Annotated in this window: 21 protein-coding genes; 13 read left to right on the top strand and 8 right to left on the bottom strand. The window is 65.0% G+C overall.

The window, feature by feature from the left end; genetic code table 11:
- The first annotated feature begins 161 nt into the window (after positions 1-161).
- The 4 genes from SPYCA_RS17695 (at position 162) to SPYCA_RS17680 (ending at position 3,983) form a co-directional block, all read left to right on the top strand.
- Positions 162-1,316: an acyl-CoA dehydrogenase family protein gene (locus tag SPYCA_RS17695; RefSeq protein WP_120222028.1), complete on the top strand. Its 1,155-nt coding sequence runs from the start codon at positions 162-164 to the stop codon at positions 1,314-1,316.
- Between the two features lie 154 nt (positions 1,317-1,470).
- Positions 1,471-2,640, top strand: a complete 1,170-nt coding sequence (locus tag SPYCA_RS17690; protein ID WP_120222027.1) for an acetyl-CoA C-acetyltransferase — start codon at positions 1,471-1,473, stop codon at positions 2,638-2,640.
- A 121-nt stretch (positions 2,641-2,761) separates the two neighbouring features.
- On the top strand, positions 2,762-3,544 hold the full coding sequence (locus SPYCA_RS17685) for an SDR family NAD(P)-dependent oxidoreductase (protein ID WP_120222026.1): 783 nt from the start codon (positions 2,762-2,764) through the stop codon (positions 3,542-3,544).
- Position 3,545: 1 nt separating this feature from the next.
- Entirely contained in the window at positions 3,546-3,983 is a 438-nt protein-coding gene (locus SPYCA_RS17680; protein WP_120222025.1) for an acyl-CoA thioesterase, read from the top strand.
- A gap of 123 nt (positions 3,984-4,106) precedes the next feature.
- Here SPYCA_RS17680 and gmk read toward each other — a convergent pair whose 3' ends face one another.
- Positions 4,107-4,769, bottom strand: coding sequence for a guanylate kinase (gene gmk / locus SPYCA_RS17675; RefSeq protein WP_120222024.1), 663 nt, complete (start codon positions 4,767-4,769; stop codon positions 4,107-4,109).
- Positions 4,770-4,830: 61 nt separating this feature from the next.
- Here gmk and SPYCA_RS17670 point away from each other — a divergent pair, with 61 nt between their 5' ends.
- Positions 4,831-5,397, top strand: a complete 567-nt coding sequence (locus SPYCA_RS17670; RefSeq protein WP_120222023.1) for a DUF2585 domain-containing protein — start codon at positions 4,831-4,833, stop codon at positions 5,395-5,397.
- 129 nt (positions 5,398-5,526) lie between these two features.
- On the opposite strand, the gene SPYCA_RS17665 is transcribed toward SPYCA_RS17670, so the two are convergent.
- From SPYCA_RS17665 to SPYCA_RS17650, 4 genes are read right to left on the bottom strand one after another with little or no spacing between them, the layout of a single operon-like run.
- Positions 5,527-5,895, bottom strand: coding sequence for a hypothetical protein (locus tag SPYCA_RS17665; RefSeq protein ID WP_120222424.1), 369 nt, complete (start codon positions 5,893-5,895; stop codon positions 5,527-5,529).
- Between the two features lie 22 nt (positions 5,896-5,917).
- Positions 5,918-7,333 (bottom strand): class II fumarate hydratase, encoded by a 1,416-nt coding sequence (gene fumC, locus SPYCA_RS17660; protein ID WP_120222022.1) that lies wholly within the window; start codon positions 7,331-7,333, stop codon positions 5,918-5,920.
- Entirely contained in the window at positions 7,330-7,641 is a 312-nt protein-coding gene (locus tag SPYCA_RS17655) for a hypothetical protein (RefSeq protein ID WP_120222021.1), read from the bottom strand. Before SPYCA_RS17655 ends, fumC begins: the two co-directional genes overlap by 4 nt.
- A gap of 4 nt (positions 7,642-7,645) precedes the next feature.
- Entirely contained in the window at positions 7,646-8,128 is a 483-nt protein-coding gene (locus SPYCA_RS17650; RefSeq protein ID WP_120222020.1) for an SspB family protein, read from the bottom strand.
- Positions 8,129-8,237: 109 nt separating this feature from the next.
- Between SPYCA_RS17650 and hisB the strand changes: the two genes are divergently transcribed.
- The 5 genes from hisB to SPYCA_RS17625 all read left to right on the top strand — a co-directional run bounded on the left by hisB (position 8,238) and on the right by SPYCA_RS17625 (position 12,406).
- Entirely contained in the window at positions 8,238-8,825 is a 588-nt protein-coding gene (gene hisB, locus SPYCA_RS17645; RefSeq protein ID WP_120222019.1) for an imidazoleglycerol-phosphate dehydratase HisB, read from the top strand.
- Between the two features lie 9 nt (positions 8,826-8,834).
- Positions 8,835-9,443, top strand: coding sequence for an imidazole glycerol phosphate synthase subunit HisH (hisH, locus tag SPYCA_RS17640; RefSeq protein ID WP_120222018.1), 609 nt, complete (start codon positions 8,835-8,837; stop codon positions 9,441-9,443).
- Between the two features lie 148 nt (positions 9,444-9,591).
- Positions 9,592-10,323 (top strand): 1-(5-phosphoribosyl)-5-[(5-phosphoribosylamino)methylideneamino]imidazole-4-carboxamide isomerase, encoded by a 732-nt coding sequence (hisA, locus tag SPYCA_RS17635; protein ID WP_120222017.1) that lies wholly within the window; start codon positions 9,592-9,594, stop codon positions 10,321-10,323.
- Positions 10,324-10,447: 124 nt separating this feature from the next.
- Positions 10,448-11,230 carry an imidazole glycerol phosphate synthase subunit HisF gene (gene hisF, locus SPYCA_RS17630; RefSeq protein WP_120222016.1) on the top strand — a complete coding sequence of 261 codons (783 nt, stop codon included), beginning with the start codon at positions 10,448-10,450 and terminating at the stop codon, positions 11,228-11,230.
- Between the two features lie 93 nt (positions 11,231-11,323).
- On the top strand, positions 11,324-12,406 hold the full coding sequence (locus SPYCA_RS17625; RefSeq protein ID WP_120222015.1) for a calcium:proton antiporter: 1,083 nt from the start codon (positions 11,324-11,326) through the stop codon (positions 12,404-12,406).
- 140 nt (positions 12,407-12,546) lie between these two features.
- Here SPYCA_RS17625 and SPYCA_RS17620 read toward each other — a convergent pair whose 3' ends face one another.
- The gene (locus SPYCA_RS17620; RefSeq protein WP_120222014.1) at positions 12,547-13,683 is read right to left on the bottom strand and encodes a beta-ketoacyl-ACP synthase III; all 1,137 of its coding nucleotides are present in this window, start codon (positions 13,681-13,683) and stop codon (positions 12,547-12,549) included.
- 188 nt (positions 13,684-13,871) lie between these two features.
- On the opposite strand from SPYCA_RS17620, the gene SPYCA_RS17615 reads away from it, so the two are divergent.
- Positions 13,872-14,423: a hypothetical protein gene (locus SPYCA_RS17615; RefSeq protein WP_120222013.1), complete on the top strand. Its 552-nt coding sequence runs from the start codon at positions 13,872-13,874 to the stop codon at positions 14,421-14,423.
- Between the two features lie 160 nt (positions 14,424-14,583).
- Here SPYCA_RS17615 and SPYCA_RS17610 read toward each other — a convergent pair whose 3' ends face one another.
- Together SPYCA_RS17610 and SPYCA_RS17605 are read right to left on the bottom strand one after the other, a co-directional pair.
- The gene (locus SPYCA_RS17610; RefSeq protein ID WP_120222012.1) at positions 14,584-15,351 is read right to left on the bottom strand and encodes a sulfite exporter TauE/SafE family protein; all 768 of its coding nucleotides are present in this window, start codon (positions 15,349-15,351) and stop codon (positions 14,584-14,586) included.
- A gap of 121 nt (positions 15,352-15,472) precedes the next feature.
- Positions 15,473-16,399, bottom strand: a complete 927-nt coding sequence (locus tag SPYCA_RS17605) for a LysR family transcriptional regulator (RefSeq protein ID WP_120222011.1) — start codon at positions 16,397-16,399, stop codon at positions 15,473-15,475.
- A gap of 83 nt (positions 16,400-16,482) precedes the next feature.
- Between SPYCA_RS17605 and SPYCA_RS17600 the strand changes: the two genes are divergently transcribed.
- Both SPYCA_RS17600 and SPYCA_RS17595 read left to right on the top strand, forming a co-directional pair.
- Complete coding sequence (locus SPYCA_RS17600; protein WP_120222010.1) at positions 16,483-16,818, top strand: hypothetical protein; 336 nt, start codon at positions 16,483-16,485, stop codon at positions 16,816-16,818.
- A gap of 603 nt (positions 16,819-17,421) precedes the next feature.
- The gene (locus SPYCA_RS17595; protein WP_120222009.1) at positions 17,422-18,336 is read left to right on the top strand and encodes a ketopantoate reductase family protein; all 915 of its coding nucleotides are present in this window, start codon (positions 17,422-17,424) and stop codon (positions 18,334-18,336) included.
- Positions 18,337-18,581 lie beyond the last annotated feature (245 nt).

Raw genomic sequence — 18,581 nt, 5'->3', positions numbered from 1 at the left:
CCGCTCGCAATGACGCCTGCGGATGATGAAGGGTCTGCAAAGAGTTTCATGCCGTAGCGGCATTTCTACTTGACGTGGACGTAAACGTAAGGTCTCTTGACGATCAAAGATGCGGCCGACTCCCCGGCTTCGTTCGGCCGCGCCCAAGGGAAAGGAACCAGATGTCGCTCGATAGCCTCTCGCGCACCGCCTATACCGAAGACCATGAAGCGTTCCGCGCGACGGTGCGCCAGTTCCTCGAAAAGGAAGTCGCGCCCAACCAGGCGCAATGGGCCGAGGATGGCATCGTGCCCAAGAGCCTGTGGCCCAAGGCGGGCGAGCTTGGCCTCCTCTGCCCGACGGTGCCCGAGGAATATGGCGGCCTCGGCCTCGACTTCGGCTATAATGCGATCGTCGACGAGGAAAGCGCCTATTATGGCCGCGTAACGACGGGCTTCTCGCTCCAGTCGGACATCGTCACCAACTATATCGTCCGCTATGGCAGCGAGGAGCAGAAGAAGCACTGGCTGCCCAAGATGGTGTCGGGCGAGGTGATCACCGCGATCGCGATGACCGAACCGGGCACCGGCAGCGACCTGCAAGGGATGCGCACGACCGCAAAGAAGGATGGCAATCATTATGTCATCAACGGGTCGAAAACCTATATCACCAACGGCCAGAACGCCGACCTGATCCTGGTCTGCGTCAAGACTGATCCCGACGCCCAGCCCGCGTGGAAGGGCGTGTCGATCGTGCTCGTCGAGGCCGACCGCGAAGGGTTTGAGCGCGGGCGCAACCTCGACAAGATCGGGCAGGACGAGGCCGACACGTCGGAGCTGTTCTTCAACGACGTGCGCGTGCCGATCACCAATTGCCTGGGCGAAGAGGGACAGGGGTTCATCTATCTGATGAGCGAACTGCCGCAGGAACGGTTGTCGATTGCGGTCAGCGCGCAGGCATCGGCGCAGCGCGCCTTTGACGACACGGTCGAATATACGCGCGAGCGCAAGGCGTTCGGCAAGCCGATCCTCGATTTCCAGAACAGCCGCTTCGTGCTCGCCGATTTGAAGGCGAAATTGCAGGTCGGCTGGGCGCATCTCGACTGGGCGCTCGCGCGACATCTGAAAAAGGAACTGACCCCCGAAGAGGGGGCCGCAGCAAAGCTGTGGCACACCGAACTGCAATGGGAGGTGATGGACAAATGCCTCCAGCTGTTCGGCGGCGCGGGATATATGAACGAATATCCGATCGCCCGCGCCTGGCGCGCGGCGCGCGTGACGCGCATCTTTGGCGGCACCAACGAGATCATGAAGGAATTGATCGGGCGGAAGCTGTAATTTCCCCGCCCGCAAGCGGGAGGGGCAGCGAGACTTGGGAGCTTGCTCCCTAGTCGCAGCGGGGTGGGCTACTCACCCTTGGATGCTCGCTCCGCTCGCGCCCACCCCTAACCCCTCCCGCCGGCGGGAGGGGGACTAAGAAAGGAACTCCCAAATGACCACAGCCTATATCGTAGACGCCGTCCGCACCGCCGGCGGCAAGCGCGGCGGCAAGCTTGCCGGCGTCCACCCGGTCGATCTTGGCGCCGCGGTGTTCGATGCGATCGCCGACCGCAATGATTTCGACACGTCGAAGATCGACGACGTCATCACCGGCTGCGTGTCGCAGGGCGGGCAGCAGACGATGGATTTGGGCCGCAACGCCGTCCTCGCCTCGAACCTGCCCGACTCGATTCCGGCGGTGACGATCGACCGCCAGTGCGGATCGTCGCAGCAGGCGATGATGTTCGCGGCGCAGGCGGTGATGTCGGGGACGCAGGACATCGTCCTTGCCAGCGGTATCGAGAGCATGACGCGCGTGCCGATGGGCTCGACCGCGATGCTCTATATGAAGGAAGGCATGGGCAATTATAAATCGCCCCGGCTCGACGAAAAATATCCCGGCATCATGTTCAGCCAGTTCATGGGCGCCGAAATGATCGTCAAGAAGCATGGCTTCACCAAGGACGACCTCGACGCCTATGCGCTTGAAAGCCACCGCCGCGCCAGGGCGGCGACCGAAGCGGGCCGGTTTGAGCGCGAGATCGTGCCGGTCGAGATCGATACCCCCGAAGGCCGCGAATGGCACAAGATCGACGAGGGCATCCGTTTCGACGCGACGCTGGAGGGGATCGCCGGGGTCAAGCTGCTCCAGGAAGGCGGGTCGATCACCGCCGCGACGTCGAGCCAGATCTGCGACGGCGCATCAGCGGTGCTGATCGTGTCCGAACAGGCGCTCAAAGACCACGGCTTGACCCCGCGCGCGCGCATCCACCACGTCTCGGTGACCGCGGGCGACCCGGTCATCATGCTCGAGGAACCCCTCTTTGCGACCGAAAAGGCACTGAAGCGCGCCGGCATGAACATCGACGACATCGACGCCTATGAAGTCAACGAGGCGTTCGCGCCGGTGCCGCTTGCGTGGATGAAATATCTCGGCGCCGATCACGCGCGTCTGAACCAGCATGGCGGCGCGATCGCGCTCGGCCACCCGCTCGGCGCCAGCGGCACCAAGCTGATGGCGACCCTGCTCGGCGTGCTCGACGCGACGGGCGGCAAATATGGCCTGCAAACGATGTGCGAAGGCGGCGGGCAGGCCAATGTCACCATCGTCGAGCGGCTCTAATTTTATGGCGTGCTCCTGCGAAAGCAGGAGCCCAGGGCGGGATGGCGCCCGCGTCGCGCCTTGACGCCCTGGGTTCCGGCGTTCGCCGGAACACTCGCTTATTTATGGAAAGGATGTCTCAATGAAACTCGATTCCACTATATCCGCCGTCGTCACCGGCGGAGCATCGGGCCTTGGCGCCGCGACCGCGCGCGCGCTCGCGGCCAAAGGCGTGAAAGTCGCGATCTTCGATTTGCAGGAAGAAAAGGGCAAAGCGATCGCCGAGGAACTTGGCGGCGTGTTCTGCGAATGCAATGTCACCGACGACGCCAGCGTCGACGCCGCCTTTGAAAAGGCGCGCGCGGCGATCGGACAGGAGCGTATCCTCGTCAATTGCGCGGGCACCGGCAATGCGATCAAGACCGCGAGCCGCAGCAAGGAAGACGGCAGCATCAAGCATTTCCCGCTCGATGCGTTCAACTGGATCATCCAGATCAACCTCGTCGGCACCTTCCGCTGCATCGCCAAGTCGGCGGCGGGGATGCTGACGCTCGACCCGATGGCCGACGGCGAGCGCGGCGCGATCGTCAACACCGCGAGCGTCGCGGCCGAAGACGGCCAGATCGGCCAGGCGGCTTACTCCGCATCGAAGGGCGGCGTCGTCGGCATGACGCTCCCCATTGCGCGCGACCTGGCGAGCGAGAATATCCGCGTCAACACGATCCTGCCGGGTATTTTCGACACCCCGCTACTCGCGGGCGCGCCGCAGAATGTCCGCGACGCGCTGGGCGCCTCGGTGCTCAACCCGAAGCGGCTCGGCGTGCCGGACGAATATGCCCATCTGGCGCTCTGCATGATCGAGAATGGCTATTTCAACGGCGAGGACGTCCGCCTCGACGGCGGCATCCGCATGGGGCCGCGCTGATATGGCCAAACCGGAAAGCTGGCGGCTGAACCCCGCCAGCTACCCCGTCTGCGCCGAGTTCCAGACGCGCTTTCAGGATATGGACATCAACGGCCACCTCAACAATGTGGCCTTTGCCGCGCTGTTTGAAAGCGGCCGCGTGCTGCTCAACCGGCAGGTGCGCCCGCTGGGCGAGCGCCCCGCGAACGAGCGGACGATGGTGGCGGCGGTCGAGATCAACTATCTGGCCGAGGGCCATTTCCCCGATCCGGTAGAGATCGCGACCGGCATCGGGCGGATCGGCACCTCGAGCTGGACGATCGTGCAGGCGATGTTCCAGAACGGCCGCTGCATCGCGACCTGCGACACGGTGGTGGTGTGTCGCACCGACGGGCAGGCGAAGCCGCTGCGCGCGGCGATGGTGGCGGAGCTGGAAGCGACGATGGCGAGGCCCGTCTGAATTTCGTCATTGCGAGGAGCCCCGGACTTGATCCGGGGCGACGCGGCAATCTCCAGCCATCGGCCTTGTTGCAAAGTCGATAGCTGGAGATTGCTTCGCTACGCTCGCAATGGCGTAGGCTATTTACAGCTTCGTGTCCGCGTCGGGCACCGACCGGATCAGGTCGCGCGCAAAGCCGATCAGCCCGATCTGCCGCCGCCGCTTCAACCGTTCGGCGCGGAGGATTGCCATGACTTCGCCGTAGCAGTCATCGACATGGTCGTTGATGAGCACATAGTCATAGCCGTCCCAGTGGCTGATCTCGTTCGCGGCGCGCGCCATGCGCGCGGCGATCACTTCGTCGCTGTCGGTCTTGCGCGCGCGCAGGCGCCGTTCGAGTTCCTCCATCGTCGGTGGCAGCACGAAGACGCGCACCACGTCGGGACCGGCTTCCTGATAAAGCTGCTGCGCGCCCTGCCAGTCGATGTCGAAGAGCACGTCCTTGCCCGCCGCGAGCATCGCTTCGACCGGCGCGCGCGGCGTGCCGTAACGGTGGCCGAACACATGCGCCCATTCGAGAAACGCGCCGTCGGCGGCCATTTTCTTGAAGGTTTCGGTATCGACGAAATGATAATGGACGCCGTCGACCTCACCCGGCCGCGGCGGGCGCGTCGTCGCGGAGATCGAGAGGGCGATGTCCCCGTCCGCCTCCAGCATCATGCGCGAAATGGTGGTCTTGCCCGCGCCCGACGGCGAGGAAAGGACGAACAACACGCCGCGGCGGTTGAGGTGGACGCTATCTGCCATGCGCGCTAATTGCGCGAGAGGGCACGCCGGTCAAGCGGCAAGCGGCGGACATGGGGGCGTGATGGACGGGGGGATTTCGCGAACGGGCTGGCTGGCGGCAGCGGCGCTGGTCGCACTGCTGGCGGCGGTGCTGCTCGTCATGGGCCGCCCGCCGATCTGCCCGTGCGGCACGGTCAGCCTGTGGCACGGCACGGTGCAGTCGAACCAGAACAGCCAGCAGATTTCGGACTGGTACAGTTTCAGCCACATCATCCATGGCTTCATCTTCTATGGCGTGCTGCGCTGGCTGATGCCGCTGCGGCCTCTGTGGGTGCCCCTCGCCATCGCGATCGGGATCGAGGGCGCGTGGGAGATTGCCGAAAACTCGCCGATGATCATCGATCGCTACCGCGAAGTCACGATGGCGTTCGGCTATTCGGGCGATTCGGTGCTCAATTCGGTGAGCGACACGCTGTTCATGGTCGCGGGCTTCCTCGCCGCGAGCCGGATGCGCTGGTGGGCGACGGCGGTGCTGGCGCTGGCGTTCGAGCTGTTCACGCTGTGGGCGATCCGCGACAATCTGACGCTCAACATATTGATGCTGGTCTCGCCCGTCGAGGCGGTGAAGCAATGGCAGGCGGGGGGATGAACGCACCAACCCTTGAAACGCCATTCCGGCGAAGGCCGGAATCTCTCCAGAGCGTCAGGCCGGGACGGCGGGATCCCGGCCTTCGCCGGGATGACGGACGAAAAGCCACTCCACGGCTTTTGACGGCTTTCAGTGAATCGCTGGGCGTTTCCCATCGGGATCGAGCGGGATCGCAGGCGGCAGCGCATCGCCCATCGCCTGCCCGTCGGTCGGCAGGGTCGCGGTCCCGGCATAGCTATCGACCACACCCGCATTCGCGAGTTCGGGATCGGCGGCATGCGCCGCCTCGGCCGCGCGGCGCGCTTCGGCGCGTTCGGCCCATTTCTTGGTGAGATAGGCGCCCGCGACGGTCGCGGCGAGCACCGCGTAGCGCTGCGGGAACAGGCGCCGCGCAGCCATCAGCGTGCCTGCACCGATGATCGTTCCGGCGATGGGGTGATTGCCATGCTTGCGGCCGATCGACCGGCCCACCATGCCGCCAATGATCCGACTGAGCATCTTCATCTCTCCTTCCCCTGTCCTAATCCCCGGAGGCGCCCCCCGGTTCCGGGCCGAGCATCGTGCGCGGATCGACGAGGCGGTCGAAGGTTGCGGCATCGACATAACCAAGCTCCAGCGCGGCCGCGCGAAGCGTGCTGCCCGACTCATGCGCGTGTTTCGCGATCTTCGCCGCCTTGTCATAGCCGATTTCGGGGGCGAGCGCGGTGACGAGCATCAGCGAGCGGTTCATCAGTTCGTCGATGCGCGCACGATTGGGTTGAAGCCCGGCGACACAATGCTCGGTAAAGCCCGCCATGCCGATCGCGAGCAGCTCGATCGAGCGCAGCACATTGGCGCCGATCAGCGGCTTGAAGACATTGAGTTCGAGATGCCCCTGAAGCCCGCCGACGGTGACCGCCTGATGGTTGCCGATGACCTGCGCGGCCACCATCGTCAGCATCTCGCACTGCGTCGGGTTGACCTTGCCCGGCATGATCGAGCTGCCGGGCTCGTTCGCGGGCAGGTCGAGCTCGCCGAGCCCCGCGCGCGGGCCCGATCCCAAAAGGCGGATGTCGTTCGCGATCTTGGTGAGCGCGACCGCGAGCGTGTTGAGCGCGCCGGAGAAAAAGACAAGGCCATCGTTCGACGCCAGCGCCTCGAACTTGTTGCGTGCGGGCTCGAAGGCGATGCCGGTGGCCTTGGACAGCTCCTCGGCCATTGCGGCGTCGAAGCCCGCGGGGGCGTTCAATCCGGTGCCGACCGCAGTGCCCCCCTGCGCGAGCTTGCAGATATTGTGCGCCAGCGCGCCCTCGATCCGCGCGCGGCAGGCGATGAGCTGCGCGGCATAGCCCGAAAACTCCTGGCCCAGGGTCAGGGGGGTCGCGTCCTGCAGGTGCGTGCGGCCGATCTTGACAATGTCCCCCCACGCCCGCGCCTTGGCGTCGAGCGCGTCGGTCAGCCGCGTGAGCGCGGGCAGCAGCCGCGCGGTGGTTTCGACCGCGACCGCGACATGCAGTGCGGTCGGAAAGCTGTCGTTCGACGATTGCCCCATGTTGACATGGTCGTTGGGATGGACGGGGGCCTTGCCGCCGCGCGTGCCCGCGAGCGCCTCGTTGGCGATCCCCGCGATCACCTCGTTCACGTTCATGTTCGACTGGGTGCCGCTGCCCGTCTGCCAGATCGCGAGGGGGAACTGATCGTCATGCTCGCCCGCCGCCACCGCATCGGCGGCGGCGGCAATGGCGTCGGCGAGCGTTCGGTCCAGCCCGTGCGCGCGATTGACCCGCGCCGCCGCGCCCTTGATCCGCGCGAGCGCGTGGACGATGGGCATCGGCATGCGTTCGTGCGCGGGAAAAGCAAAATTGTGGCGGCTGCGCTCGGTCTGCGCGCCCCAATAGGCATCGGCGGGCACCTCGATCGCGCCGATACTGTCGCTTTCGGTTCGTGCTCTCCTCATGCCGCGAGCATCCTCGTCACCAGCACCGCCCCTGCCCAGATCATCGCGACGAGGCCGAGCATCTGCCAATATCCCAAATCGCCGACGCGGCGGCGCAGCCACGCCGCAGCGAGCCAGACGAGCAGCAGCGCCGGCGTCAGGATAAGCAGGCTGAAGCGCAGCAGCCCGTCGGCGATCTGCCCGCGCGGCGCGCCGCTTTCAAACAGCGCATAACCTTGGACCCCCCACCAGAAGGCGGCGGTCAGCACGACCATGCCCGCAAGGGCCCAAAATTGCCAGAAGCGCGTCGGCGGCCACAGCCTGGCCACGTCGCTATCTTTTCTTGCCGAAGTCCACCGTCACGACGTTCGACCCGTCCTCGGTCGATACTTCGGGGCGATCATTATCGGCTTCGTCATGCGGTTCGGGCTCGGCGGCGCCGTCGTCGCTGACCTGGAACTGCAGGCCGAAATCGACCGACGGATCGACGAAGGCGGTGATCGCGGCATAGGGGACGATCAGGGTCGACGGCGTCTGGTTGAACGACAGGCCGACGCTGAAATGATCCTCGGCAACGGTCAGATCCCAGAAGCGGTTCTGGAGCACGATCGTCATTTCGTCGGGGAACTTGGCGACCAGATGCGCGGGAATGTCGACACCAGGCGCCTGCGTCTTGAAGGTGATATAGAAATGATGCTCACCGGGCAGGCTGTCGGTCCCCTCGACCTGCGACAACACGCGGCCGACCACCGCGCGCAGCGCATCCTGCACGATTTCGTCATAGGGAATCAGGCTGTCGCGGACGTCGTCACTCATGGCCGAGGGGGATGGACGGGCCGGGCGCGCTGGTCAAGGGGGGTCGAGGGGGGATAGAGGCGGACAGAGTCGCCTTGCAACGCGAAAAATAGCGTCTAAGGGGCATGTCATGCGAACCGCCACCGTCCAGCGCACAACCAAGGAAACGGATATCGCGATCACCGTCAATCTCGACGGGACGGGCGATTATTCGGTGTCCACGGGCATCGGTTTCCTCGACCATATGGTCGAACAATTGTCGCGCCACTCGCTGATCGACATTTCGATGGCGGTGAAGGGCGACCTTCATATCGACCAGCATCACACGGTCGAGGATTCGGCGCTCGCGCTCGGCGAAGCGGTCGCCAAGGCGCTCGGCGACAAGCGCGGCATCGCGCGCTACGGCGAGGCGCACGCGCCGATGGACGAGACACTGACGCGCTGCGTGCTCGACATTTCGGGGCGCCCGCACTGCGTCTACAAATCGGGCTTCTCGCAGCCACGCCTCGGCGAGATGGACACCGAGATGTTTCCGCACTGGTTTCACAGCTTTGCGCAGACCGCGGGCATCACGCTGCACATCGAAACGCTCTATGGCGAGAACAACCATCATATCGCCGAAAGCATGTACAAGGCGCTCGCGCGCGCGCTGCGCCAGGCGGTCGAGATCGACCCGCGCAAGGGCGATGCGATCCCCAGCACCAAGGGCGTCCTGTAGGACCAGCCGATGACCGCCATTGCCCTGATCGACTATGGCGCGGGCAATCTTCGCTCGGTGCATAATGCGCTCGTCGCGGCGGGCGCGGAGAATGTTGCCGTTACCGCCGATCCCGATGTCGTGGCCAGCGCCGACCGGATCGTGCTGCCCGGCGTCGGCGCGTTCGCCGCCTGCATGAACGGGTTGTCGGCGATTCCCGGGTTGATCGCGGCGATGGAGCGGCGGGTGCGGGGTGAAGGCGCGCCCTTCCTCGGTATTTGCGTCGGGATGCAATTGCTCGCCGATGCGGGCGAGGAGCATGGCACGCACAAGGGTCTCGGCTGGATTGGCGGCACCGTGCGCGCGTTCGATCCCGCGCCTGCCTTACGCATCCCGCACATGGGCTGGAACGACATTGTGCCAGTGGCGGCGCATCCGGTGATCGCGGCGGGCGAGGCCTATTTTCTCCACGGCTATCATTTCGCCGATGCCGCCGACGTGCTCGCGACGAGCAGCCATGGCGGACCTTTCACCGCCGCCGTCGGCCGCGACAATATGATCGGCGTCCAGTTCCACCCCGAAAAAAGCCAGGCCTATGGCCTTGCGACATTAGAGAGATTTCTCGCATGGCGTCCGTAACCGTCAAATCCTCCCTGTGGCGAAGCCATGGGAACGGGGACCGCTCGCGCAGCGAGTGGTGGAGGGGCCGCGACGGTAGCGCCATAGCCCCTCCGTCAGCGCTTCGCGCTGCCACCTCCCCATCGCTGCGCGACAGGGAGGATATTCGATGACCCTGACCATCTTCCCCGCGATCGACCTGAAAGGCGGACAGGTGGTGCGGCTCGCCGAGGGCGATATGGACCGCGCGACCGTCTATGGCGACGATCCGGCGGCGCAGGCGCGCGCCTTTGCCGATGCGGGCGCGACGCATCTGCATGTCGTCGACCTCGACGGCGCCTTTGCGGGCGCGAGCGTCAACGGCGCGGCGGTCGAGAGCATCATCGCGGCCTTTCCGGGCAAGGTGCAGGTCGGCGGCGGCATCCGCGACCGCGCGGGCGTCGATCGCTGGCTGGCGCTGGGGGTCGCGCGGGTGATTATCGGCACGGCGGCGCTGAAAGACCCCGAGTTCGTGAAGTCGGCCGCGCGCGACCTGCCCGGCCGGATCGTCGTCGGCGTCGACGCCCGCGAGGGCATGGTCGCGACCGAGGGCTGGGCCGATGTCTCCGACGTCCGCGTCGAGGATCTCGCGCGCCGCTTCGAGGATGCGGGGGTTTCGGCGCTGCTCTTCACCGACGTCGGGCGCGACGGGCTGCTGAAAGGCTGCAATGTCGAGGCGACGGTGGCGCTCGCGCAGGCGGTCGATATACCGGTGATTGCGAGCGGCGGGGTTGCGGGGATCGAGGACATCCATGCGCTGCGGCCCCATGTCGCCGACGGTATCGAGGGGGTGATTACGGGGCGCGCGCTGTACGACGGGCGGCTCGATCTGGCCGAAGCGATTGCGGCGGGGCGGGGATGAGCGATTGGTGCTCCCCCTTTGCACCCCGGCGAAAGCCGGGGTCCAGGGCGCCACTGCGCCACGTCGGCTTTGTGGCGCCCTGGACCCCGGCTTTCGCCGGGGCACGGAGAAGGCGGAAAGGGCAATGACCGTCCGCGTCCGCGTCATCCCCTGCCTCGACGTCGCCGACGGGCGCGTCGTCAAGGGCGTCAATTTCGTCGATCTGCGCGACGCGGGCGATCCGGTCGAGGCCGCGCGCGCCTATGACGCGGCGGGCGCCGACGAGCTGTGCTTCCTCGACATCAGTGCCAGCCACCAGGGGCGCGGCACCCTGCTCGACACGGTCGCCCGCACCGCCGAGGTCTGCTTCATGCCGCTCACCGTCGGCGGCGGGGTGCGCAGCGCCGACGACGCGCGCGCGCTGCTGCTCGCGGGCGCCGACAAGGTGGCGGTGAACAGCGCCGCGGTGGCGCGGCCTGAGTTGGTCGCCGACATCGCCGACCGTTTCGGCAGCCAGTGCGCGGTGGGCAGCATCGATGCAAGAAAGGTGGCGGACGGCCGCTGGGAAATCTTCACCCACGGCGGACGCAGGCCCACGGGGATCGACGCGCTCGAACACGCCATCCGGCTTGCGACGCTCGGCGCGGGCGAGCTGCTCGTCACCAGCATGGATCGCGACGGAACGAAGGACGGCTACGACCTCGCGCTCACCCGCGCGATCGCCGATGCCGTGAGCGTGCCGGTGATCGCGAGCGGCGGCGTCGGCAACCTCGACCATCTGGTCGCCGGGGTCGTCGAAGGGGGCGCGAGCGCGGTGCTCGCGGCGAGCATCTTTCACTTCGGCGAAGCGACGGTGGCCGAGGCGCACGCGCGGCTGGCGGCGGCCGGATTGCCGGTGCGGTCGCATCAGAGCAAACCCCGATTATAATCGTCATCACGGCCTTCGCCGGGATGACCGATGGGGGTTGGGGTAACGAGGTTGGGGGTGGCCACAACTGAAGGCCGCTGCAATAACAGCCCGATGACCGCCAAGCTCCGCCTCGCCGACCGCACCAACGATCTGTTGCCGATCATCGGCTTCGTCGCGGCGCTGGCGAGCCTGGCGATGCCGCTCAGCCCATGGTTCGTCGCCGTCATCCTCGCGGGCGCGGTCGTCGCGGCGGTGCATCATGCCGAGGTGATCGCGCACCGCGTCGGCGAGCCGTTCGGCACGCTGATCCTGGCGCTGGCGGTGACGGTGATCGAGGTCGGGCTGATCCTGACGCTGATGCAGGCCGAGCCCGACAAGGCGCAGACGCTCGCGCGCGACACGGTGTTCGCGGCGGTGATGGTGATATTGAACCTGCTGATGGGGCTGTGCCTTTTGAGCGGTGCGATCCGCCACCATGAACAGCGGTTCCAGCGCACCGGCATCGGCGCCGCGCTCGCGACGCTGACCGTGCTCACCATCGTCACGCTGGTGCTGCCCAATTTCACGTCGAGCGTGCCCGGACCCTTTTATTCGGCGACGCAGCTCGGTTTCGTCGCGGCGGTGTCGCTGGTGCTTTATGGCACCTTCGCGCTCATCCAGACGGTGCGCCACCGCGACTATTTTCTCCCCGACGGCGAAGCGCAGGACGAGGCCGATGCGCACGCCGCGCCGCCGAACGCCCGGCGCACCGCCGCATCGGGCGCCCTGCTGCTCGCCAGCCTGTTCGCGGTCGTGCTGCTCGCCAAGGCGTTGTCGCCGGTCATCGGCGCCCTGCTCGCCGACTGGGGCGCGCCGCCCGCCGTGCTCGGCGTGCTGATCGCGGCGCTGATCCTCGCGCCCGAAGGGCTGGCGGCGGTGCGCGCGGCGAAGGCCGACCGGCTCCAGACGAGCCTCAACCTCGCGCTCGGTTCGGCGCTCGCGACGATCGGACTGACCATCCCCGCGGTGGCGATCCTGTCGATCGCGATCGACCTGCCGATCGGCCTCGGCCTCGACGCGAAGTCGACGGTGCTGTTGTTCCTCTCGCTGATCGTCGCGTCACAGACATTGGCGAACGGGCGAACCACGGTGTTGCAGGGGGTGATCCACCTGATGCTGTTCGCCATCTATCTGTTCACGACCTTTGTGCCGTAGAACCACCGCATTTTATTTTCGTCATGCTGAACTTGTTTCAGCATCCACGGCCCGGGCTCTCGTTCGGCGCTGCGTTTGGGGCAAGGTCGGGCCATGGACCCTGAAACAAGTTCAGGGTGACGGCGCAAAAGACGGCGGACTCACGTCTTCCGAACGAATACCGTCCCCGCGCTATATCCCGCCCCGAACGAACAGATCAGCCCGGTGTCGCCCGCGACCATATCGTCATGGTTCAGGTGGAAGGCGATGATCGACCCCGCGCTCGACGTATTGCCATAGGTGTCGAGCACCGTCGGGCTCTCATCGTCGCTCGCTTCGTGGCCCAGCACGCGCTGTGCGATCAGCCGGTTCATGTTGGTGTTCGCCTGATGCAGCCAAAGGCGGCGCATGTCGCTGCCTTCCAGCCCCAGCTTCGCCATCTCTTCAACGATCATATTGGCGACCATCGGCACGACCTCCTTGAACACCTTGCGCCCTTCCTGGACGAAGAGCTTGTCGGTTTTCGGCCCCGACTGGTCGATCCCCCCATGCGTGCGGTTGAGGAAGCCGAAATTGTTGCGGATATTGTTGGAAAAGACCGTCTTCAACTTTGTGCCGAGGATGTCCCAATGGCCGTCGGGCGCGACCGCCTTGTCCTCGACGAGGATCGCGGTCGCGACGTCGCCGAAGATGAAATGGCTGTCACGGTCGCGCCAGTTCAGATGCCCCGAACAGATTTCGGGGTTCACGACGAGCACGCTTCCGGCGTGACCCGCGCGGATATAGTCGGCGGCGGTCTGGATGCCGAATGTCGCCGACGAGCAGGCGACATTCATGTCGAATCCGAAACCGTCAATGCCGAGCGCGTCCTGGATCTCGATCGCCATCGCGGGATAGGCGCGTTGCATGTTCGACGCCGCGCAGAGCACGGCATCGACGTCGCCTGCATCGCGGCGCGCCCGTGCGAGCGCGTCCTTCGCCGCCGCGACGCCGATTTCGGCCATGATCGACAGCTCTTCATTGCTGCGTTCGGGCAGACGCGGCGCCATATGGTCGGGGTCGAGGATGCCCGCCTTGTCAACGACGTAGCGCGACCCGATACCGCTCGCCTTTTCGATGAACTCGACGCTCGATTCGGTCAGCGCGGCCATTTCGCCCGCCGCAATCGCCGCAGCATTTTTCCTGTTGTGCAGTGCAACATAATTGTTAAAACTGGCGACAAGGTCTTCGTTGGAGATGCGTTCAGCGGGGGTGAAAAGGCCGGTGGCGGAAAGGACCGGCTGCGGTGCGTGCGACATGGCGGCTCTCGTGTCTTATGGTTTCGGGCACGAGGATTAGGCCCGGTTGCGGCGCCGCGCAACGCCTCAGCACCGGCTGAACGCGCGCCGACACGATGGTTAACCTGCCGCTAACGATTTTGGTGGCAGACTGTTGGATGCAGGCCTCCGGGGGGATGGCTCCCCGGGCGCCGAGCGGGAGCATGACCATGGCGACGCGATCCGGACCGGCCGCAGGCGACCTGTCCCTTTCGGAAATCAAGGAGTTTGCGGGCTTTCCCGCGGGAACCCAGCGCTATATTCGCCGGTCGCTCGACATCGGGCTCGACCGCGAGGACGCGATCGCCCGCTGGTCGCGCGACCTGGTCGAGGAAACCGCGATCCGCGTCCAGGCCAAAGTGTATCAGCGGCTCGACGAGATTCGCACGCATATTCCCGACGACAGCGGGCTCGACGCCCTCGAAGGCTTTATGGCGCCGCTCGTCGCGGTGTCGGCGTTCGATCTCGGCCAGGACCGGCTGCCGGGCTTTTCCGCCTATCGTTTTCTCTATGAACGCCTGCTCGGCGCGCACGCGCGGCCGTGGCTGCCCGGCGCCTTTTGCGCCGCGGCGTCGCTGCCGCACCTGCACCCCGACAAGCGCAAGACGCTGCTCCAGTCGATCAGCGAAGCCGCCGCGACGGCGCCGGGCTGGTCGGCGCGCGAGCCGAGCTTCTATCCCGAATGGGTCGACAAGATCGACGAGACCAAACCGGCGAATTGACAAGCGGCGGTTTTGGGGTGGATTCCTGCCTTTTCCTTATCCGTCATCCCGGCGCAGGCCGGGATCTCGCCGGTGCGGTAAACCGATAGGGTGAGATCCCGGCCTGCGCCGGGATGACGATAAAGTTGAGGGCAACCACCGGTCGCAACCCGCCGTTCGATCAGACCAGCGCCCGGTACAGCCCGAACGCGCTCGTCGCGGTCAGCACGACGCCGACCAGCATCAGCATGACTTTGGGCGAAAAACGCTTGGCCATCATCGCGCCAACCGGCGCCGCGACGACGCCGCCGACGATAAGGCCCAGCGTCGGACCCAGAATATCATCGAGCCCGATCTGCCAGACGAAGGCCGCCGACACCGCGAGCGCCAGGAAAAACTCGACGCTGTTCACCGTGCCGACGATCTTGCGCGGCTCGCCGCCCTGAACGAGCAGGTTCGACGTCACCACCGGCCCCCAGCCCCCGCCTCCCGCGGCGTCGAGGAAGCCGCCGACGATCGCGAGCGGCGCGACGACTTTCGGCTTCGCGATTTTCGGCGGATAGAGGAGGCCGCGGATCAGCAGCCAGAGGCCGATGAGCACGAGATAGCCGAGCACGAACGGCTTTACGACGTCGGCGTCGAGCGATGTAAGCAGATAGGCGCCGGCGACTCCGCCGATCACGCCGGGGATCAGCAGGCGGAGAAAGAGCGGCCAGTCGATGTTGCGGTGAACCATATGGCTGAGCCCCGACGCGCCGGTGGTGAAAATCTCGACGACATGGATGCGTGCCGAGGCGGTCGCGGGCGGCACGCCGAGCACCGCGACCAGCAAGGTGTTGCAGATGACGCCGAACGCCATGCCGAGCGCGCCATCGACGAGCTGCGCGGCAAAGCCGATCAGGATGAAGGGAAGCAGCGCGGCGAGGTCGATGGCAGCAAGATCGATCATGGAGCTTCCCAACTCATTCGGTTGAGATGCTGCTGCCGCGATTCAGTGCGCCGCGCCAGCCCAATTTTTCTGCTGGCGGTGAAGGGATTTATTTATGCCGAAGGCCGCCGTCCGCGAAAGGTCAGCGGGTTATGTCGTCGGGGAGGTTGTCGCGCACATAGTCGATGAAGGCGCGCAGCTTGGGCATCACCTGCTTGCGGCCGGGATAATAGAGGAAGAGGCCCGAGGTCGAGGCGGCATGGTCGGTGAGCACCAGTTCGATCTCGCCCGCATCGACCATCGCGGTCGCCATCGGTTCGGCCATCATGCCGAGCGCGACGCCGGTGCGCAGCGCGACGAGCGCCGCGCTCCAGTCGTTGACGATCACCGGGCCGGTGACCGGGATGTCGAACTCGCGATTCCCCTTTTCAAAGGTCCATGGCAGCAGCGCGCCGGTCGCGAGACGGAAACGGACGCAGCGATGCTCGCGCAGCGCCTCCGGCGTTTCGGGACGGCCATGGCGCGCAAAATAGGATGGCGCGCCCGCGACGACGAAGCGAAAGGGGCCGGTCAGCCGCACCGCGATAACATCGGCGTCGAGCGACTCACCCATCCGCACCCCGGCGTCGAACCCGCCCGCACTCAGGTCCGACAGCGCGTCGTCGGCATAGATTTCGAGCTCGATTTCGGGATAGGTTTCGCAAAAGCCCGCGATGATCGGCTCGAACAGGGGCTGCACCGCCCCGCGCATCAGGTTGATGCGCAATCGCCCCGCGGGCCGGTTGCCGAGGTTGCGCGCCGCCTCATAGGCATCGGCAAGCCCCGAATAGGCGGGCGCCGCGCGCTCGAAGAACATTTCGCCCGCCTGGGTGAGCCCCACGCTGCGCGTCGTGCGCATGAACAGCGGCGCGCCGACGCGCGCCTCGAGCGCCTTGATCGTCTGGCTGATCGCGGAGGGCGAGACGCCGAGATCGGCGGCCGCGGCGGAAAAGCTCCGCCTTTCCGCGACGCGCAGGAAAGCTTCGATCCCGTCGAGCGCCCCATGGGGGATTGTTAAATCCTGCTTCAAGGCACTTGCAGATTATAGAGGATTATCTAAGTGCGCAAGCGCGCCTATAAAGGTTGCACAACGAAACGAAAGGAACCTCTCCCATGTCCTACCAGCTCTCCTCTTTCCGTCATTTCCCCTCCGCCTTTGCCATTGTCGCCGCGTCGGCGCTCGCCTTTACCGGCCTGATGGCGTCGGCCACCCCCGCCTATGCCCAGTCGGGCGGCGATTATCGCTGCGCCGGCCTCGCCGAACAGGCGCATGTCGCGGCAAACGGCCTCGAAGGCGCCAAGCAATCGAGCGCAAAGCGCTTTGTTTCGACCGGCAAGAAGCTGTGTGAAGCGGGCAACGAACGCGCCGCCGCCAAGCAGTTCCGCGCCGCGCTGAAGATCGCCGGCGTCGCCGAAGTCGAAACCGACAGCCAGCTGGCCGCGCGCTAAGCGAGGCCGAGACCAATCTCCGGACCGTCCTCTCCCTCTCCCCCGACGGGTCCACAAACTGGGGCGGCACTCGACAAGAGGCCGCCCCATTTATCTGTGCGCGGCCGGAGCGATCAGCGCCGCCGATAGCGGAAATACCAGATCGCGATCGTCTCCAATCGTCATTCCGGCAAAGGCCGGAATCTCGCCGGTGCATCAGGCCGCAACGATGAGATCCCGGCCTGCGCCGGGATGACGATTCAGGTGGAGCGTTTGCGCGCTAAATCCGTCGATAACGGAAATACCAGACTTCGTGACGCATTGCAATTATCCATTTGTTATAATTGAGGTTTTATACGATTCGCCGATGCCTGAAACCGTGATAGCAATCACCGGGTAATCACCGAAGCCAATCCAGATTGACTGGCTGAAGATCAGCTAGCACAAGCGAAAATCCAAGTGGCAAGTGCAAATGCATGGCGCACTCGCGTCAGCTTCTCGACAGCAAGACCGAAACAAGCGGTGAGGTCCGTCATTTCCCGGTGGCCGCTTCATCGGATACGGTTTGGAGTTTTGGAGACATCTCGAGAGACCTGACGATCTGTAGTGCGATGTGAGGAATTGATGCAGAGGATCATCGTTGCAGGAGCCGGCGCAGTCGGTAGCTACCTGGCGGGACGACTGTCTAGCGGCGGAATTGAAACTCTGCTTCTTGCGCGAGGGAAAAGAGTTCGAGAAATTGCAAACAACAAGATTGATATAGAATTCGCTGGCCAAGTGATGTCTGCAACTGTTCCGGTTGCCACCACAGGTGATGGCGCTGGCATTGCCGACGTTGTTTTCTTGTGCACCAAGGCGCCTGATGTCGAGGGTTCATTGTGTTCACTCACGACAAATGTTGGCCCCAGCACAGCAATCGTCACCTTGCAGAATGGGGTTGAAGCACCGCAACTGATCGCCGCGAAGTTCCCTTGCTCCCCTGTGCTGGCAGCACGCCTGCACGGTTTCTTCGAATTACACGGGCTGCGCGTACGGCACGTGGGAGTGCCTCCTAGCCTTGTCTTTGGCCAAATCTCAGGCACCGCCGCTGGAGCCGTGCAACAAGTTTCGGGACTTCTTGAAATTGCCGGGATCGCTGCGACGGAATCATCCGATATTGAAGCTGACCTTTGGGAGAAGCTGGTCCTGGCGAGCTCGCTTGGCGGAATTGGCGCAGCAACCGGATTGAATGTTGGCGGCTTGCGGCGGGATCCGGCCAATTGGGCTCTATTTAAGGCTGCAGTCCGGGAAGTCATTGCTGTCGCTTACGCCCGAGGTGTCAGAGTCTCGGAGAATTGTGCTGAACGCACCCTTGCGTTCGTCGCTGAATTCCCTGCAGACGCGACGACCTCAATGCATCGTGATCTCGAAGCAAGACGGCCATCGGAATACGTGAGTTTGACCGGTGCCGTCATCCGCATGGCAGCGGTATCCCGAATTTCCGTCCCCGCACACAAGGAAATTGAGAGCCTAATCAGGCAGCGCGGCTTGTTGACCTGAGTTTCATACCTTTGCGAAGCCGCATCCGACAACGACCAAATGGTCAGCCAATATCCGTCAATCCGTCCAGCGCGACGACGGTTGCTTGTCGGTCCAAGTGGCGACGCTGACCTCAAACCATGTCTGATCACATGCGCGTCCTAATCTGCTTTAATCCTTGGGGGAAAGCCTTCCCCTGAGCCCGAGCCGCTGCGCTGTCTTGGGCTACCCCTTCAAGCGGGGACACCCCGCAACGCCCCGGGAAG

The sequence above is a fragment of the Sphingopyxis sp. FD7 genome, from assembly GCF_003609835.1.
Taxonomy (GTDB): domain Bacteria; phylum Pseudomonadota; class Alphaproteobacteria; order Sphingomonadales; family Sphingomonadaceae; genus Sphingopyxis.
The sequence above is the reverse complement of the archived record's forward strand: the minus strand, read 5'-3'. Positions and strand labels throughout refer to the sequence as shown.

Coding starts and splice junctions, on each gene's coding strand:
- SPYCA_RS17620 (WP_120222014.1), bottom strand. CDS start 13,683: ATGTCGCACGCACCGCAGCCGGTCCTTTCCGCCACCGGCCTTTTCACC.
- SPYCA_RS17610 (WP_120222012.1), bottom strand. CDS start 15,351: ATGATCGATCTTGCTGCCATCGACCTCGCCGCGCTGCTTCCCTTCATC.
- SPYCA_RS17690 (WP_120222027.1), top strand. CDS start 1,471: ATGACCACAGCCTATATCGTAGACGCCGTCCGCACCGCCGGCGGCAAG.
- hisH (WP_120222018.1), top strand. CDS start 8,835: ATGACCGCCATTGCCCTGATCGACTATGGCGCGGGCAATCTTCGCTCG.
- hisA (WP_120222017.1), top strand. CDS start 9,592: ATGACCCTGACCATCTTCCCCGCGATCGACCTGAAAGGCGGACAGGTG.
- SPYCA_RS17595 (WP_120222009.1), top strand. CDS start 17,422: ATGCAGAGGATCATCGTTGCAGGAGCCGGCGCAGTCGGTAGCTACCTG.
- SPYCA_RS17615 (WP_120222013.1), top strand. CDS start 13,872: ATGGCGACGCGATCCGGACCGGCCGCAGGCGACCTGTCCCTTTCGGAA.
- SPYCA_RS17665 (WP_120222424.1), bottom strand. CDS start 5,895: ATGCTCAGTCGGATCATTGGCGGCATGGTGGGCCGGTCGATCGGCCGC.
- SPYCA_RS17695 (WP_120222028.1), top strand. CDS start 162: ATGTCGCTCGATAGCCTCTCGCGCACCGCCTATACCGAAGACCATGAA.
- SPYCA_RS17650 (WP_120222020.1), bottom strand. CDS start 8,128: ATGAGTGACGACGTCCGCGACAGCCTGATTCCCTATGACGAAATCGTG.
- SPYCA_RS17680 (WP_120222025.1), top strand. CDS start 3,546: ATGGCCAAACCGGAAAGCTGGCGGCTGAACCCCGCCAGCTACCCCGTC.
- hisB (WP_120222019.1), top strand. CDS start 8,238: ATGCGAACCGCCACCGTCCAGCGCACAACCAAGGAAACGGATATCGCG.
- SPYCA_RS17685 (WP_120222026.1), top strand. CDS start 2,762: ATGAAACTCGATTCCACTATATCCGCCGTCGTCACCGGCGGAGCATCG.
- fumC (WP_120222022.1), bottom strand. CDS start 7,333: ATGAGGAGAGCACGAACCGAAAGCGACAGTATCGGCGCGATCGAGGTG.
- SPYCA_RS17670 (WP_120222023.1), top strand. CDS start 4,831: ATGGACGGGGGGATTTCGCGAACGGGCTGGCTGGCGGCAGCGGCGCTG.
- hisF (WP_120222016.1), top strand. CDS start 10,448: ATGACCGTCCGCGTCCGCGTCATCCCCTGCCTCGACGTCGCCGACGGG.
- SPYCA_RS17600 (WP_120222010.1), top strand. CDS start 16,483: ATGTCCTACCAGCTCTCCTCTTTCCGTCATTTCCCCTCCGCCTTTGCC.
- gmk (WP_120222024.1), bottom strand. CDS start 4,769: ATGGCAGATAGCGTCCACCTCAACCGCCGCGGCGTGTTGTTCGTCCTT.
- SPYCA_RS17625 (WP_120222015.1), top strand. CDS start 11,324: ATGACCGCCAAGCTCCGCCTCGCCGACCGCACCAACGATCTGTTGCCG.